At 70.9% G+C, this 15229-nt stretch carries 15 protein-coding genes; 10 read left to right on the top strand and 5 right to left on the bottom strand.

Annotation, left to right across the window (positions count from 1 at the left end):
* Positions 1 to 5: 5 nt before the first annotated feature.
* Positions 6 to 1259, bottom strand: coding sequence for an MFS transporter (locus OHS58_RS24410; protein WP_328644114.1), 1254 nt, complete (start codon positions 1257 to 1259; stop codon positions 6 to 8).
* 61 nt (positions 1260 to 1320) lie between these two features.
* On the opposite strand from OHS58_RS24410, the gene OHS58_RS24405 reads away from it, so the two are divergent.
* The 3 genes from OHS58_RS24405 (at position 1321) to OHS58_RS24395 (ending at position 4398) form a co-directional block, all read left to right on the top strand.
* On the top strand, positions 1321 to 1824 hold the full coding sequence (locus OHS58_RS24405; RefSeq protein ID WP_328644113.1) for an ArsR/SmtB family transcription factor: 504 nt from the start codon (positions 1321 to 1323) through the stop codon (positions 1822 to 1824).
* A 43-nt stretch (positions 1825 to 1867) separates the two neighbouring features.
* Positions 1868 to 3313 (top strand): GTPase HflX, encoded by a 1446-nt coding sequence (gene hflX / locus OHS58_RS24400; protein ID WP_326947500.1) that lies wholly within the window; start codon positions 1868 to 1870, stop codon positions 3311 to 3313.
* 65 nt (positions 3314 to 3378) lie between these two features.
* A complete protein-coding gene (locus OHS58_RS24395) occupies positions 3379 to 4398 on the top strand; it encodes a hypothetical protein (protein WP_442875466.1) in 1020 nt (339 codons plus the stop codon).
* Positions 4399 to 4651: 253 nt separating this feature from the next.
* Here the strand turns inward: OHS58_RS24395 and lexA are convergent, their stop codons facing one another.
* Positions 4652 to 5311, bottom strand: coding sequence for a transcriptional repressor LexA (gene lexA / locus OHS58_RS24390; protein ID WP_247063137.1), 660 nt, complete (start codon positions 5309 to 5311; stop codon positions 4652 to 4654).
* A 358-nt stretch (positions 5312 to 5669) separates the two neighbouring features.
* On the opposite strand from lexA, the gene OHS58_RS24385 reads away from it, so the two are divergent.
* The 4 genes from OHS58_RS24385 (at position 5670) to OHS58_RS24370 (ending at position 10347) form a co-directional block, all read left to right on the top strand.
* Entirely contained in the window at positions 5670 to 6143 is a 474-nt protein-coding gene (locus OHS58_RS24385; protein ID WP_247063138.1) for a LysM peptidoglycan-binding domain-containing protein, read from the top strand.
* Between the two features lie 309 nt (positions 6144 to 6452).
* Positions 6453 to 6947 carry a transcriptional regulator NrdR gene (nrdR, locus tag OHS58_RS24380; protein ID WP_247063145.1) on the top strand — a complete coding sequence of 165 codons (495 nt, stop codon included), beginning with the start codon at positions 6453 to 6455 and terminating at the stop codon, positions 6945 to 6947.
* Positions 6948 to 6977: 30 nt separating this feature from the next.
* Positions 6978 to 9785 (top strand): vitamin B12-dependent ribonucleotide reductase, encoded by a 2808-nt coding sequence (locus tag OHS58_RS24375; protein ID WP_328644112.1) that lies wholly within the window; start codon positions 6978 to 6980, stop codon positions 9783 to 9785.
* A 40-nt stretch (positions 9786 to 9825) separates the two neighbouring features.
* The gene (locus OHS58_RS24370) at positions 9826 to 10347 is read left to right on the top strand and encodes a hypothetical protein (protein ID WP_328644111.1); all 522 of its coding nucleotides are present in this window, start codon (positions 9826 to 9828) and stop codon (positions 10345 to 10347) included.
* Here the strand turns inward: OHS58_RS24370 and OHS58_RS24365 are convergent.
* The gene (locus tag OHS58_RS24365) at positions 10344 to 10733 is read right to left on the bottom strand and encodes a VOC family protein (protein ID WP_328644110.1); all 390 of its coding nucleotides are present in this window, start codon (positions 10731 to 10733) and stop codon (positions 10344 to 10346) included. The genes OHS58_RS24370 and OHS58_RS24365 overlap by 4 nt on opposite strands.
* Before the next feature lie 90 nt (positions 10734 to 10823).
* Here OHS58_RS24365 and OHS58_RS24360 point away from each other — a divergent pair, with 90 nt between their 5' ends.
* Positions 10824 to 11561 (top strand): ferritin-like domain-containing protein, encoded by a 738-nt coding sequence (locus tag OHS58_RS24360; protein WP_328644109.1) that lies wholly within the window; start codon positions 10824 to 10826, stop codon positions 11559 to 11561.
* Here OHS58_RS24360 and OHS58_RS24355 read toward each other — a convergent pair.
* The gene (locus tag OHS58_RS24355) at positions 11558 to 12106 is read right to left on the bottom strand and encodes a TetR/AcrR family transcriptional regulator (protein WP_328644108.1); all 549 of its coding nucleotides are present in this window, start codon (positions 12104 to 12106) and stop codon (positions 11558 to 11560) included. The two genes, OHS58_RS24360 and OHS58_RS24355, sit on opposite strands and share 4 nt — an antisense overlap.
* 77 nt (positions 12107 to 12183) lie before the next feature.
* On the opposite strand from OHS58_RS24355, the gene OHS58_RS24350 reads away from it, so the two are divergent.
* Both OHS58_RS24350 and OHS58_RS24345 read left to right on the top strand, forming a co-directional pair.
* The gene (locus OHS58_RS24350) at positions 12184 to 12795 is read left to right on the top strand and encodes an FMN-dependent NADH-azoreductase (protein WP_328644107.1); all 612 of its coding nucleotides are present in this window, start codon (positions 12184 to 12186) and stop codon (positions 12793 to 12795) included.
* A complete protein-coding gene (locus OHS58_RS24345) occupies positions 12795 to 13115 on the top strand; it encodes a DMT family transporter (RefSeq protein WP_328644106.1) in 321 nt (106 codons plus the stop codon). The genes OHS58_RS24350 and OHS58_RS24345 overlap by 1 nt, the downstream gene beginning before the upstream one ends.
* Before the next feature lie 83 nt (positions 13116 to 13198).
* On the opposite strand, the gene OHS58_RS24340 is transcribed toward OHS58_RS24345, so the two are convergent.
* Positions 13199 to 15214: a prolyl oligopeptidase family serine peptidase gene (locus tag OHS58_RS24340; RefSeq protein WP_328644105.1), complete on the bottom strand. Its 2016-nt coding sequence runs from the start codon at positions 15212 to 15214 to the stop codon at positions 13199 to 13201.
* Positions 15215 to 15229 lie beyond the last annotated feature (15 nt).

Raw genomic sequence — 15229 nt, 5'->3', positions numbered from 1 at the left:
CAACTCTAGGCGGGGCCGGAACCCGTTTTCGCCGTGGTCGGCAGATCGCGCATGTGCCGCAGCGGTGAGAAGACCACCCACAGCACCGCGGCCACTTCGCCGGCCACGCCCACCCACGTCGCGCCGCGCAGCCCGAGTCCCTCGCCGAGCGCGCCGCCCAGCAGCCCGCCCAGCGGGATCACGCCCCAGACGACGAACCGCACGCTCGCGTTCATCCGGCCGAGCAGCCGGTCCGGGCAGATCGCCTGCCGGTAGGACACCTGCGCGACGTTGTAGACGATGATCCCGAACCCACCGATCGCCGCGCCGAGCCCGGCGAGCCCGAGCCGCCAGTCCGGCCCGGCGAGGGGGAACACGAGGTTGGCCGGCATGGTGAACAGCGGGACCAGCCAGATCGCCCGCGCCTGGCCGATCCGCCGGGTCACCGCGCCCGAGCAGACCGCGCCGAGGATCCCGCCGGCGCCGCCGACCGCCAGGAGCACGCCGACCGCGGCCGGCGCCAGCCCGACGGTCCGCGTCAGGAACAGCACCTGCACGGCGCTGAACGCGCCGTGGAAGAAGTTCGCCGTCGCCGTGGTCGCGACCATCGCCCGCAACGGCTTGTCGGAGAACACGAACCGCAGCCCTTCGGCGATCTGCGGGAGCAGCCGGGTGTGGCCGCGGGGTTCCGGCTCGGGTTCGCTCGCGCGGATGCGCAGCAGGCACAGCGCCGACGTCAGGTAGCCGAAGCCGGTGATCAGCACGGTGTTCGCGGCGCTGACCAGCTGGACCAGCACGCCCGCGCCGCTCGGCCCGGCGATCTGCGCGACCGACTGGACGGCCTGCAGCTTGGCGTTGCCCTCCAGGAGGTGCTCCCGGCCGACGAGCGCAGGCAGGTACGACTGGTAGGCGATGTCGAAGAACAGCGTCGCGACGCCCACGAGCAGCACGACGACCAGCAGCTGCGCGAGCGTCAGCACCCCGGCCCACCAGGCGAGCGGCACGCTGAGCAGCAGGGCGAACCGCGTGAAGTCGGCCGTGAGCATGACCCGGCGGCGCCGCAGCTGGTCGACCCACACGCCGGCGGGCAGCCCGATCAGCAGGAACGCGAGTGTCTCGGCCGCGGTGAGCAGGCCCATCTCGAACGGCGTCGCGGCCAGCGTCACGGCCGCGAGCAGCGGGATGGCCGTGTTGCCGACGAACGTGCCGAACTGGCTGGCCGTGTCGCCGGCCCACAGCCGCCGGAAATCGGCGTGGAAGAAGAGTGACCCCCTGGACATGGGCCCGAGTGTGCCGTGAGTGATTGGAAAGTGTCAATCACTGCCGTTCTAGGCTGTGCGGGTGCAGCCTTCGAAACGACGTACCGCGACCGAAGCCGAGGCCGCCGCGCTGGCGTCCGGAATACGGCTGCGCATCATCCGGTTGACCTTCTCGGACGCCCTGACGAACAAGGAGCTCGCCGAACGGCTCGGCCGCGACCCGGCGACCACCCTGCACCACGTGCGCAAGCTCGTGGAAACCGGCTTCCTGGCGGCGCAGCCGCCACGGCGCGGCACCCGGGGCGCCAGGGAAATTCCCTACCTCTCCACCGGACTTTCGTGGACACTCGACTCATGCGGTGATCGGGGCGTTGAAGAGGCGGTGCTCGAGGCCTACCTGGCCGAGATCGCCGAAACCGGGTTCGAGGGCGTGCACCAGTCACGCCTGGTCGTCCAGGTGGCCCCCGACGAGCGCGAAGAGCTGGACAACCGGCTGAACGCCCTCCTCGAGGAGTTTCGCGCACGACCGCGCCGTCCCGGCGCGGAACGCACCGCGATCTACCTCGCCACCTATCCGAGCAGCTGAAGAGTTCGGTTCCCGCGTCGAAACGTGGGACCATGGAGGCACGATGACAGATCTGACACACACCGAAGACCACGAAGACCCGTACGACGCCGAGCTGTCCACGGGCGAGATGGAGCTCGAGGACCGGGCGTCACTGCGCCGGGTCGCGGGACTGTCCACCGAGCTCGACGACGTCACCGAAGTCGAGTACCGGCAACTGCGGCTCGAGCGGGTCGTGCTGGTCGGCGTGTGGACCGAGGGCACCGCCCTGCAGTCCGAGGCGTCGCTGGCCGAGCTGGCGCGCCTGGCCGAGACCGCGGGTTCGGAAGTCCTCGAAGGTCTCATCCAGCGGCGGACCAAGCCGGACCCGGCCACCTACATCGGCTCGGGCAAGGTGCGGGAAGTGCGCGACATCGTCGGGTCCACCGGCGCCGACACCGTGATCTGCGACGGCGAGCTCTCGCCGGGCCAGCTGCGGCAGCTCGAGGAGAAGGTCAAGGTCAAGGTCATCGACCGGACCGCGCTGATCCTCGACATCTTCGCCCAGCACGCCCGGTCCAAGGAGGGCAAGGCCCAGGTCGAGCTGGCCCAGCTGCAGTACCTGATCCCGCGGCTTCGCGGGTGGGGTGCGTCGCTGTCCCGGCAGGCCGGTGGCCGGGCCGGTGGCGCGAACGGCGGCGTGGGCCTGCGTGGTCCCGGTGAGACCAAGCTCGAGACCGACCGGCGGCGGATCAACAAGCGCGTGGCGAAGCTGCGCCGGGAGATCGCCGCCATGGACACCATCCGCGAGACCAAGCGCGGCCGCCGGGTGGCCAACGAGGTGCCCAGCGTGGCGATCGTCGGCTACACGAACGCCGGCAAGTCGAGCCTGCTCAACGCGCTGACCGGCGCCGGGGTGCTGGTGGAGGACTCGCTGTTCGCCACCCTCGACCCGACCACGCGGCGCACGCAGACCGCGGACGGGCGCACCTACACGCTGACCGACACCGTCGGGTTCGTGCGGCACCTGCCGCACCAGCTGGTGGACGCGTTCCGCTCGACGCTGGAAGAGGCCGCGGACGCGGACCTGCTGGTGCACGTGGTGGACGGGTCCGACCCGGCGCCCGAGGAGCAGGTCAGCGCCGTGCGCGAGGTGCTCGGCGAGATCACGCGCAAGCGCAAGGAGCCGCTCCCGCCGGAGCTGCTGGTGATCAACAAGACCGACGCGTCCGACGAGGTCACCCTCGCCCGGCTGCGGCACGCCCTGTCCGGCTCGGTGCAGGTCTCGGCGCGGACCGGGGCGGGCATCGAAGCGCTCGTCGACGTGATCGCCGAACGCCTGCCGCGGCCGGAGGTCACCGTCGAGGTGCTGGTGCCCTACGCGCACGGCGAGCTGGTCTCGCGGGCGCACTCGGACGGCGAAGTGCTGGAAGAGGAGCACGTCGAGGAGGGCACGCGCCTGCTGGTGCGGGTCCGCCCGGATTTCGCCGCGGCTTTGCGGGAGTACGAGACCAACTCGACCAGGGCCTGAGACGTCTACATTCCAGTGTGCGGTCGTGGTGATCGCACACTGGAATGTTTTCGGAGGTGGCTGGGTTGCGCGTGGCGGTCGCGGTTGCGGCGGGGTTCTTGGCTCTACTGAGCGGACCGGTGCCCGCGTCGGCGGCGGAGACGCCTCAGCCGCTGTGCACGGTGAAGGACTCGCGCCTCGGTGAGCTGTCCGGGCTCGTGTCCGACGGCGACCACCTCTACGCGATCAACGACGGCGGCACCAAGGTCCAGGTGTTCGTGCTCGGCCGGGACTGCAAGGTGCAGAAGGTCCTCACCGACAAGACGGACCCGTTCGACGTCGAGGACCTGGCCCGCACGCCCGACGGGCGGCTCTGGCTGTCCGACACCGGCGACAACCTGAAGGGCCGGCTGACCGTCGCGCTGCTCGAGCTGAGCCCGCAGGGCAAGCTCACGCTGCACCGGCTCACCTACCCCGACGGCCAGCACGACACCGAAGCGCTGATCATGGACAAGGCGGGGACGCCGTACCTGATCACCAAGGACGTCCTCGGCGACGCGAAGGTCTACCGGCCGTCCGGCCCGCTGGCGAGCCCCGGGCCCACGAACCTGGAGAAGGTCGGCTCGGTGAAGATCGAGACCACCGACACGCAGGGCGGCCCGGTCGGGTCCATCGGCTCGGTGCTGGTCACCGGCGGCGCGTCCACGGCCGACGGCACCGTCGTCGCGCTGCGCACCTACACCGACGCCTACCTCTACGCCGCACCCGACGGCGATGTCCTCGCCGCGCTGCAGCGCACCCCGGTCCGGATCCCGTTGCCGGGGGAGAAGCAGGGCGAGGCGATCGCGTTCGATCCCGACGGCACGCTGCTCTCGGGCAGCGAAGGGGTCGGCCAGCCCCTCCGCGCGGTGCGGGGCGCGGCCGCTCTGGCCGCGCAGTCCGGCGCACCGGCGGAGGGCAAAGCCTCGACCGGCACCGGCGCGACGCCCGGTTCGGCGGGGGACGGGGCCGGGCTCCCCATCCTGCCCGCCGCGGGGATCACGCTCGCGGTGGTCGGGATCGGCTGGTTCGGGTTCGGCAAGCTGCGCCGCCGAAGCCGCCGCTAGTTCTTACGGGCCGAGCCTCACGGGCTTGGCTCTCGCGGGCTTGGCTCCCCACGGCCAAGACCACTCGATCCGGTGAAACTCAACCCCAGCCTCGGCGGTGCGAAACCCTGGCCGACAGACCAGGGCGACCGAGGTGGGGTCCGGGGGCTCGCCCTCGGGCGGGGTCTGGGGGTTGCACCCCCGGAAGACACGGGCGGAAACGCTTGGCGAGCGCTCTCCGCGAGCAGACTCCGCCCGCGTTTCACGCCCCTCGTCACAACCGCCTGAGCACCGCGACGACCTTGCCGAGCACCGTGGCGTCGTCGCCGGGGATCGGCTCGTACGCCTCGTTGTGCGGCATGAGCCAGATGTGGCCGCCCTTGCGCTTGAACGTCTTGACCGTGGCCTCGCCGTCGATCATCGCGGCGACGATCTCGCCGTTGTCCGCGTCCGGCTGCTGCCGGACCACGACCCAGTCGCCGTCGGTGATGGCCGCGTCGATCATCGAGTCGCCGGTGACCTTGAGCAGGAACAGCTCACCCTCGCCGACGATCTCCCGCGGCAGCGGGAAGACGTCTTCGATGGACTGCTCGGCCAGCACCGGGCCACCGGCGGCGATCCGGCCGACCAGCGGCACGTACGCCGCCTTCGGCATGACCGGCTGCTGGTCCATCTCGATGCCCATGGGGTTGTCGTCGGTCGCGGAGAGCACGCCGACCGCGCGCGGCCGGTTCGCGTCCCGGCGCAGGTACCCCTTGCGCTGCAACGCCCGCAGCTGGTGCGAGACCGACGACGTCGACGTCAGGCCCACCGCTTCGCCGATCTCGCGGACGCTCGGCGGGTAGCCGAACCGGCTCACCCACGAGCGGATCACGTCGAGGACCTGCTGCTGGCGGACGGTGAGGGCGTCGTCCACGTCGTACACCTCGGGCATGGAGGCCACCTTTCCGGTGCCCCCGGGGGACCCACTGGTCCTGCCCGCCTTGTTCTCCTTCGCCACTGCGTCGCCTCCCAGACGTTCGCTGCACGTATGCGCGCCGGCCGCCGTCCGCTGGGTGCGGGCAGCCTCGCCGGCGGCATCTGCCCGGCAGATGCCCTGGTCACCGACGTTAGCCCCCGGGCACGACGATTTCAAACATCTGTTCGATCGACACGCCGTGTCCGCTCGATTTTGTCGGTGGTAGGTGGTAGACCTTCGCACTGACGTTCGATAGAACGTCTGTTCGACCTTGATCCACGAATCGCAGCCGGTTCCGGGATCAGGCGGACACCAGGGTTCAGAGGAGGTTCGGATGTCCATTCTGGCCGAACGCGGTCCGGCTCGCCCGGCGACCCCGGCTCCGGCGCAACCCCGTCCTGTGCGCGTGCTGCGCGGACGGCGCGGTGAGGTGCAGCGCCCGCCGACACGCGCGCGGGTCGTGGCGGGCCGTCGTCCCGCCGGCGCGCCCTGCGCGGCGCCGCGGCGGGTGCCGGTGCGGTGGCCGTGGCTCGTCGCGCTCGCCGGCGCGAGCTGCCTCGTGGTCACCGGATTGGGTCTTCTGGGCGGCGGTGGCGCGAGTGCCCCGGTGCCCGAGTCCACCGCCACGGTGTCGGTCGAGCAGGGCGACACGCTGTCCGCGCTGGCGGCCCGATTCGCGCCGGACAGCGACACTGGCGCGGTTGTCGCCCGGATCGAAGAGCTCAATCGCCTGGACCAGCCCGTTCTGGTGCCCGGGCTGGCGCTCACGGTCCCGGTCGCCGACCCGGCGGCTGTGCCCGCTCCCTGATTCGGCGCCGGGTTGCCGTGGCCGTCAACCACTCTCACCCGGGCGGGTTCCCGCCCGGTCGCGCCGCTTGCGCACGCACCTCCCGAGTCCTACTCTCTGCCGCTATATGTAGTAGTTACACCGCTGTAGTTGGTCCACAGGTTGGGGTAGACTGGACAGCAGTTGTCCACAGTTGACCGGCTCTTACCCACCGGATGTCCACAAGTCGATCACCAGGGTGCAGGGGTGCCCGGAGGTCGCAGCACGGCCGCGCGTGGCGGCCTGGACGTCGACCGGGGCGGCCGGCGCGGAGGGGAAGGTGATCGGCGGATGAGGTGCCCGTTCTGCCGGCATGCGGACTCTCGGGTCGTCGACTCCCGAGAGGTGGATGAAGGCCAGGCGATCCGCAGGCGGCGCTCGTGCGCGTCCTGCGGGAGGCGGTTCACGACGTCGGAGACGATGGTGCTCGCCGTCGTGAAGCGTTCCGGGGTCACCGAGCAGTTCAACCGGGACAAGGTGGTCAGCGGGGTCCGGCGCGCCTGCCAGGGCAGGCCGGTCGACGACGACGCGCTGCAGCAGCTCGCGCAGCGCGTGGAGGAGTCGATCCGCTCCGCCGGGCTGGCCGAGATCCCGAGTCACGAGGTCGGCCTGGCCATCCTGGGCCCGCTGCGTGAGCTCGACGGGGTCGCCTACCTCCGGTTCGCCAGCGTCTACCGCTCGTTCTCCTCGGTCGAGGACTTCGAGAAGGAGATCGCCGACCTGCGTGAGGCCATCGCGGATGCTGCTGCGCCGAAGGAGAGCGATCAGCGCGACGACGGCGATTGACCGTCCCGCTGCGGGAGTGAGGGTTCGACCATGACCGAGACCGTGGGGACCGGGGCCGGGGCGGCCACCGGCAAGAAGAGCAAGGCCGCCGGGCTGAGCGTGAAGCGCGTCTTCACCACCGAGGGCGAGCACCCGTACGACCAGGTCACCTGGGAACAACGGGACGTCGTCATGACCAACTGGCGCGACGGCTCGGTCAACTTCGAGCAGCGCGGCGTGGAGTTCCCCGAGTCCTGGTCGGTCAACGCCACGAACATCGTCACCAGCAAGTACTTCCGCGGCGCCGTCGGCAGCCCGCAGCGCGAGCGCAGCCTCAAGCAGCTCATCGACCGCGTCGTGCGCAGCTACGTCAAGGGTGCGCGCGACCACGGTTACTTCGCCACGCCGCGCGACCTCGAGATCTTCGAGCACGAGCTCACCTGGATGCTGCTGCACCAGGTCTTCAGCTTCAACTCCCCGGTCTGGTTCAACGTCGGCACGGCCTCGAAGCAGCAGGTCTCGGCGTGTTTCATCCTCGCCGTCGACGACACCATGGAGTCGATCCTCAACTGGTACCGCGAAGAGGGCCTGATCTTCAAGGGCGGCTCCGGCGCCGGGCTGAACCTCTCGCGCATCCGCTCCTCCAAGGAACTGCTCACCTCCGGCGGCACCGCCTCGGGTCCGGTCTCGTTCATGCGCGGCGCCGACGCCTCCGCGGGCACCATCAAGTCCGGCGGCGCCACCCGGCGCGCGGCGAAGATGGTCGTGCTCGACGTCGACCACCCGGACATCGAAGAGTTCATCCAGACCAAGGCGCGCGAAGAGGAGAAGATCAAGGTCCTGCGCGACGCCGGGTTCGACATGGACCTCTCCGGCGCGGACATCTCCTCGGTGCAGTACCAGAACGCGAACAACTCGGTCCGCGTGTCCGACGAGTTCATGCAGGCGGTCGAGAACAACACGGACTTCGCGCTGCGCGCCCGGCTCACCGGCGAGGAGATCGCCCGCACGGACGCGAAGAAGCTGTTCCGGACCGTGGCGCAGGCCGCGTGGGAGTGCGCCGACCCCGGCATCCAGTACGACGGCACGATCAACGACTGGCACACCTGCCCGGAGTCCGGCCGCATCACCGCGTCCAACCCGTGCAGCGAGTACATGCACCTCGACAACTCCAGCTGCAACCTGGCCTCGCTGAACCTGCTCAAGTTCGTCACGCCCGAGGGCACGTTCGACGCGCCGCTGTTCGCCCGCGCGGTGGAGTTCGTGATCACCGCGATGGACGTCTCGATCTGCTTCGCGGACTTCCCGACCGAGCCGATCGCCGACACCACGCGGAAGTTCCGCCAGCTCGGCATCGGCTACGCCAACCTCGGCGCGCTGCTGATGGCGCTGGGCCACGCGTACGACTCCGACGGCGGCCGCGCGCTCGCCGCCGCGATCACGTCGCTGATGACCGGCGTCTCCTACCGGCGCTCGGCGGAGCTGGCCCAGGCCGTCGGCGCGTACGAGGGGTACGCCCGCAACGCCGAGGCGCACCAGCGCGTCATGCGCAAGCACGCCGCGGCGAACGAGCTCGTCCGCACCTACCACGCGAACGACGGCGCGGTCCGCGCGCTGGCGACCGAGGAGTGGAAGCGCGGCATCGACATCGGCACCAAGCACGGCTGGCGCAACGCGCAGGCCTCGGTGCTCGCGCCCACCGGCACCATCGGCTTCATGATGGACTGCGACACCACCGGGATCGAGCCGGACTTCTCGCTGGTGAAGTTCAAGAAGCTCGTCGGCGGCGGCTCGATGCAGATCGTCAACCAGACCGTGCCGCGCGCGCTGGGGGCGCTCGGCTACCAGGCCGAGCAGGTCGAGGCGATCGTCGAGTTCGTGGCGCAGAACGGCCACGTCGTCGACGCGCCGGGGCTGCGGCCGGAGCACTACGAGGTGTTCGACTGCGCGGTCGGCGAGCGCTCGATCGCGCCGATCGGGCACGTCCGGATGATGGCCGCGGTGCAGCCGTTCCTGTCCGGCGCGATCTCGAAGACCGTCAACATGCCGGAGACGGCGACGGTCGAAGAGGTCGAGGAGATCTACTTCCAGGGCTGGAAGCTCGGCCTCAAGGCGCTGGCCATCTACCGCGACAACTGCAAGGTCGGCCAGCCGCTGTCGACGGCGAAGAAGGACAAGGTCGCGGCGGAGCCGGAGAAGGTCGTCGAGTACCGGCCGGTGCGCAAGCGCCTGCCGAAGAAGCGCCCGAGCCAGACGGTGTCGTTCACCGTCGGCGGCGCGGAGGGCTACCTGACGGCGGGTTCGTACCCGGACGACGGCCTCGGCGAGATCTTCGTCAAGCTCGGCAAGCAGGGTTCGACGCTGGCCGGCGTGATGGACGCGTTCTCGATGTCGATCTCGGTGGGCCTGCAGTACGGCATCCCACTGGAGTTCTACGTCTCGAAGTTCTGCAACCTGCGCTTCGAGCCGGCCGGCATGACCGACGACCCGGACATCCGGATCGCCACCAGCGTGCTGGACTACCTGTTCCGGAGGCTGGCGCTGGACTACCTGCCGGCCGACAAGCGGTCGCAGCTGGGCATCCTGTCCGCGGACGAGCGTTCGGCCGAGGTCGAAGCCGGCTACGGCGGCAACGTGGACCTCGGCGCCCTGCAGTCCACAGTGGACTCCTCGCCGGAGCCGCACACCGAGGAAAGCGCGCACCCGCACCGCGAAGCCCAGACCACGACGGAGCTGATGGAGCTCCGCCTCGGCAAGGCCGCGGACGCCCCGCTGTGCATGACGTGCGGAACGAAGATGCGCCCGGCAGGCTCGTGCTACGCCTGCGAAGGCTGCGGCGCGACCTCCGGTTGCAGCTGATCTGCCGTTTTCCCGTTGCGTGGCCCGGGACACTGGAGTCGTGATCGACGACTACGTGTTCGCGGGCCACGCCGCGGTCGCCGCCGGAGCGGACCGGCTGTCGGTGAGCGACTGCCTCGTCGACCTCGTCCCGGCCGAGCCGGGCGGGGACGACTGGTTCGGCGCCTTCGCGGCCGCGGCGGCCCGCGGTGAATCGGTGCTCACCGTCGGCGTCCCCGTGGAGCACGTCGAGCCCCTGCTGGCCGACCTGGCCGCGGCGGGCTGGGTGCGGGGGAGCGGCGGCCTGCCGGACCGCCTGTGCCACCGGCTCCCGGTGCCGAGCGGGCAGATCCTCGGCTTCGAGCCGATCGGGTTCGACGACGGAACCTGGCATTCCTGGGCCTGCCTGGGCGGCCTGGTCGACGACGTCCACGCGGCGACCGGCATCCGCCCGGCCGGCAACGGCCTGATCGAGGCGGAGACGGACGCCCGAGAAGCCGCCCGCTGGCTGACGGCGTCGGGGCTCGGGGACCCGAAGGTGTTCTTCTGGACCCCGGCCGTGGTGCTCGGAGTACGGGGCTAGGGCACGATCTCGGCGATGCCGAGCATGTTGCCCTCGCTGTCGCGGAACCACGCGGCCCGCTCGCCGCGGCCCTTGCTCGGGTAGTTGCCGTCGATGTCCATGATCCCGCCGACACAGCCGTCGTACTCCTCGAACACGACCCCCCGGCCGCGCAGGTCGGCGACCGCCGCGTCGACGTCGTCGACGTAGAAACCCAGCTGCGTGAACGAGCCGTCGGACCGCCCGGCCGAGGTGTAGAGGCAGAAGACGCCGGACTCGCTCTCGTACCGCAGGCCACCGGGCCGCTCCTCGGCCGGTTCGAGCCCGAGCTTCTCGGCGTACCACCGCCGCGCGCGGGCCAAGTCTTGCGTCGGGATGCGGGCTTCGAACCGCGGGGTGCTCGGCATCCTGCCGATGATAGGCCGAGCGTGACATCCACACCGGATCTCCACCGAAGCCGCCCACGGTGTCCACGAGTGTCCGGCATCATCGGCGCGATGACCTACGCACACTGGCTCCGGGACTTCGAAACCGAGGCCGAACGCCGGCGGCTGCGGGACGATCCGCCCTGGGGCCGGGGTGCGCAACTGCACCCCGACGTCGCGCGGAGCATTCAGCGGTTCCAGGTCGGCGAAGCCGGCGACGGGGCCAACCTCATCGCGAAAGCCGGGGGCGACGACTACGCGGCCGCGGTCAGGCTCTTCGTCGCCGAGGAGCAGAACCACGCGCGGATGCTCGAGGAACTGCTGCAGGCCGCTGGGGTGCCGACCATCGCCAGCCACTGGTCCGACGCCGTTTTTGTGCGACTGCGGCGGGCGCTCGGGCTGCGGCTGGAACTGATGGTGCTGCTCATCGCCGAGGTCGTCGCGCTGCGGTACTACCGCGCCCTGCGGGACGGCACCGCCGACCCGCTCGTCACGCGGGTCGCGAGCCTGATCCTCGCCGACGAGGAGCGGCACGTGCCCTTCCACTGCCACCGGCTCCGGATCGGCTTCGCGACGCTCGGCCGGCCGGCCCGCGCCCTGGTCTTCGGCGCCTGGCGGCTGCTCCTGCTGGGCGTGACGATCACCGTCGCCGCCGATCACGGGCGTGCGCTGCGCCGGCTCGGCGTCGGGCGGCTCGTCTTCGTCGCCGACGTGCTCGTCGCTTTCGAAGCCGCTCTCGCGCGGATTCGCGGTGAAGAACCGAAGCCGCGTCACGTCCCGAAGCGAGCCAGGCCGCGTGGGCTCTTTTAGAACGCCCGGGCCGCGAGGGCCTGCAGTGACGCCGTGATCCGCGCCGGCGGCACGCCCTGGCCGGTCTGGTGCAGGAACAGCTCCGGCGCCAGCGGCGCGAGGAGGACGTCGGCCAGGACGCCGGGGTCCGGCGCGCCCGCGGCGACCGCCAGGACGCGGACGTGCGTGTGCCAGAAGCCGTACGCGCCCGTCTTGAAGCGCGAATGGCCCACCTCCGTGCCCAGCACCAGGTGCGCGTGGCGGGTCAGCAGGTCCACCATCGCCGCGTAGAACGCCGCCAGCCGCTCGGCCGGGGGTGCGCCCGGGCCCAGCGGGGGAGCCCCGCGCAGCAGTGACTCCTGCAGCCGGCGTTCGTGCTCGTCCAGCAGGGCCACCGCGATCGCCGCGCGGTCCGGGTAACGGCGGTAGAGCGTGCCCCGGCCGACGCCGGCCGTGCGGGCGATGTCCTCCATCGTGACGTTCGCCGGGCCGTGGGCGGCGAACAGCTCCTCCGCGGCCGCCAGGACCTTCGCGCGGTTGCGGGCGGCGTCGGCGCGTTCGGGCATGGCACCAGCCTAGGGAATATCCGGACGAGGCGTCCAGTTAGCTTCAAGTGGACACCGCGTCCACTTGAGGAGGAACCGTGACCCACCTGCTGCACCTCGACTCCAGCGCCCGCCGCACGTCGTTCTCGCGTGAGCTGACCGCGCGCTACGCCGCGACCTGGGCCGGCACGCGCACCTACCGCGACCTGGCCGCCGACCCGGTGCCGGTGATCGGCGAGGCCTGGACCGAGATCTGCGACGCGCTCCTGACGGCGGGGATCACCGACCCCGCGCACTACGCCGACGTCGTCGAGACGCCGGACCAGAAGAGCGCCTGGGCGGTCGTCGAGCCGCTGCTGGCCGAGCTGCTCGAAGCCGACGTCGTCCTCATCGGCGCGCCGATGTACAACTTCTCGATCCCGGCCGCGCTCAAGACGTGGATCGACCAGGTGACGTTCCCGCGGATGTCGTTGCGGGGCAGGGCGTTCGTCGTCGCCGGGGCGCGCGGCGGGACGTACGCGCCGGGCACGCCGCGCGCGCCGTTCGACCACCACGAGGCCTACCTGCGGGACTTCATCGCCGGGCACTACGACGTCGACGACGTCCGCTTCGTGCACGCCGAACTGACCAACGCCCTGGTCGACCCGCACCTCGCCGCGCGCGAAGCCGACCGGGTGGCGTCCCGCGACCGGGCCCTCGAGAGCATCTGATGGGCTGGGTGACGCTGGTCTGCGCCGGGCTCGTCGAAATCGCCTGGTCGCAGAGCATCAAGCCGACGGAGAACTTCACGAAGCCGTGGCCGACGCTGCTGTGCTTCGTGCTCTGCGCGGCCGCGGTCTACCTGCTTTCGCGCGCGATGGACACCGTCCCGGTGGGCACCGCCTACGCGGTGTTCACCGGGATCGGCGCCGTCGGCGCGATCGTGCTCGGCGTCGTCGTGACCAAGGACCCGCTGAGCCTCGGCCGGGTGGCCGCGCTGGCCCTGATCGTCGGCGGCGTCGTGCTCGCCCGCGTTACTAATCCGACCTAAAGTAGGCCGGCTCCTGAGCGGCAGGCAACCGTTGCCTCGAAAGCCATCCGGCCGTGACTGTGGTCGGATTAGTAACCAACGGCTCAGTACTTCGTGAGCTGCTCCCACAGGAACTCGAAGACCAGCGCCCACTTGAACGCCAGCTGCTCGTTGTCCGCCGCGGCGCCGTGGCCGCCTTCGATGTTCTCGTGGTAGCGGACGTCGTGCCCCTGCTCACGCATCCGCGCCACCATCTTGCGGGCGTGGGCGGGGTGCACGCGGTCGTCGCGCGTGGACGTCACGAACAGCGACGGCGGATAGGACACTCCACTGTGGACGTTCTGGTACGGCGAGTACTTCGAGATGAACTCCCACTCCGCCGCCTCGTCCGGGTCGCCGTACTCGGCCATCCACGACGCGCCGGCCAGCAGCAGGTGGTAGCGGCGCATGTCCAGCAGCGGCACCTGGCTGACGATCGCGCCGAACCGCTCCGGGTAGCGCGTCAGCATGACGCCCATCAGCAGGCCGCCGTTGCTGCCGCCCTGGATGCCGAGCCGCTCCGGCGTCGTGATGCCGCGCTCGGCGAGGTCCGCGGCGACGGCGGCGAAGTCCTCGTACACCCGGTGCCGCTCGGCTTTGATCGCCTGCGTGTGCCAGCCCGGCCCGTACTCGCCGCCGCCGCGGATGTTCGCGACGACGTACGTGCCGCCGCGCGCGAGCCAGCCGCGGCCGATCATCCCGCTGTAGGACGGCGTCAGCGAGACCTCGAAGCCGCCGTAGCCGGTCAGCAGCGTCGGGCCGCCTTCGGCACCGGAGGGCCGGACGACGAAGTAGGGGATCTTCGTGCCGTCTTCGGACGTCGCGAAGTACTGCGCGACGCTCATCTCCGAAGCGTCGAAGAACGCCGGAGCCTGCTTCAGCACCTCGACTTCTTCGCCGACATGGCCGTAGCTCAGCGTCGACGGCTGGAGGAAACCGCTGGAGTTGATCAGGTACTCGTCGCTGACGTCGGGATCGGTGTCGAAGATGTCCGCGCTGCCGAACTCCGGGCCACCCGAAAGGGGCTCCTCCGCCCAGCCGTCCGGGCCCGGCGTGAGCGTGCGCAGCTCGGACCGGACGTCGCGCAGCAGGCCGAGCAGCAGGTGGTTGCGCGTCCAGGCCCAGTAGTCGAGCGAGGTGTGCGCGTCCGGCGTGAAGAGCGTCGTGAAGGTCCGCTCGCCGCCCATGAAGGCGTCGAACAGGATCGCGATCAGGGAGCCTGCCGGGTGCTCGGTGCCGCCGACGGTCCACGCCGTCCGCGGCCGGACCAGCAGCCATTCGCGGTGCAGGGACGCGCTCGCGTCGTCCGGGACGTCGATCTTGACCAGGCCGTCGGGCGTCCGCAGGAACAGCTCCGAGCGGTAGAAGTCGATGGCACGGCTGACGAAGTCGCGCTCGAAGCCCTCGGTCGGGTCGTGGGACGCGCCGATCGAGACGTCGTCGGCCTTGCCCTCGTAGACCGTCGTCGCGGCCTCGATCGGCGTGCCGCGCCGCCACTCCTTGCTCAGCCGCGGGTAGCCGGAGCTGGTCAGCGAGTCCGGGCCGAAGTCGGTGCCGACGTAGACGCGGTCCTCGTCGATCCAGCCGATGCGCGTCTTGGCCTCCGGCAGCGTGAAGCCGCCGTCGACGAACTCGTGCGCGTCGAGGTCGAACTCGCGCACGACCGTGGCGTCGGCGCCGCCGCGCGACAGCTCGACCAGGCCGCGGCGGTAACCCGGCCGCAGCACGGTCGCACCCTGCCAGACCCAGTTCTCGCCCTCGGCCTCGGCCAGCGCGTCGACGTCGAGCAGCAGCTCCCACTCCGGTTCGGCCCGCCGGTAGGACTCCAGCGTCGTCCGCCGCCACAGGCCGCGGGGGTGGCTCGCGTCCTGCCAGAAGTTGTAGAGGAGCTCACCGCGGCGGCGCACGTACGGGATCCGGTCGTCGGCGTCGAGCACCTCGCGCAGCTCGTCACGCAGCTCGGCGAACCGGGCGGCCTCGGTCAGCTCGGCCAGTGTTTCGCCGTTGCGGGCGCGCACCCAGTCCAGCGCTTCCTCGCCGGTCACGTCTTCCAGCCACAGGTGGGGATCCTCGACACTCATGCCGACAGTCTCGCC

Origin of the sequence: Amycolatopsis sp. NBC_00348 (assembly GCF_036114655.1) — a bacterium.
In the GTDB taxonomy this organism is placed as follows: domain Bacteria; phylum Actinomycetota; class Actinomycetes; order Mycobacteriales; family Pseudonocardiaceae; genus Amycolatopsis.
The sequence above is the reverse complement of the archived record's forward strand: the minus strand, read 5'-3'. Positions and strand labels throughout refer to the sequence as shown.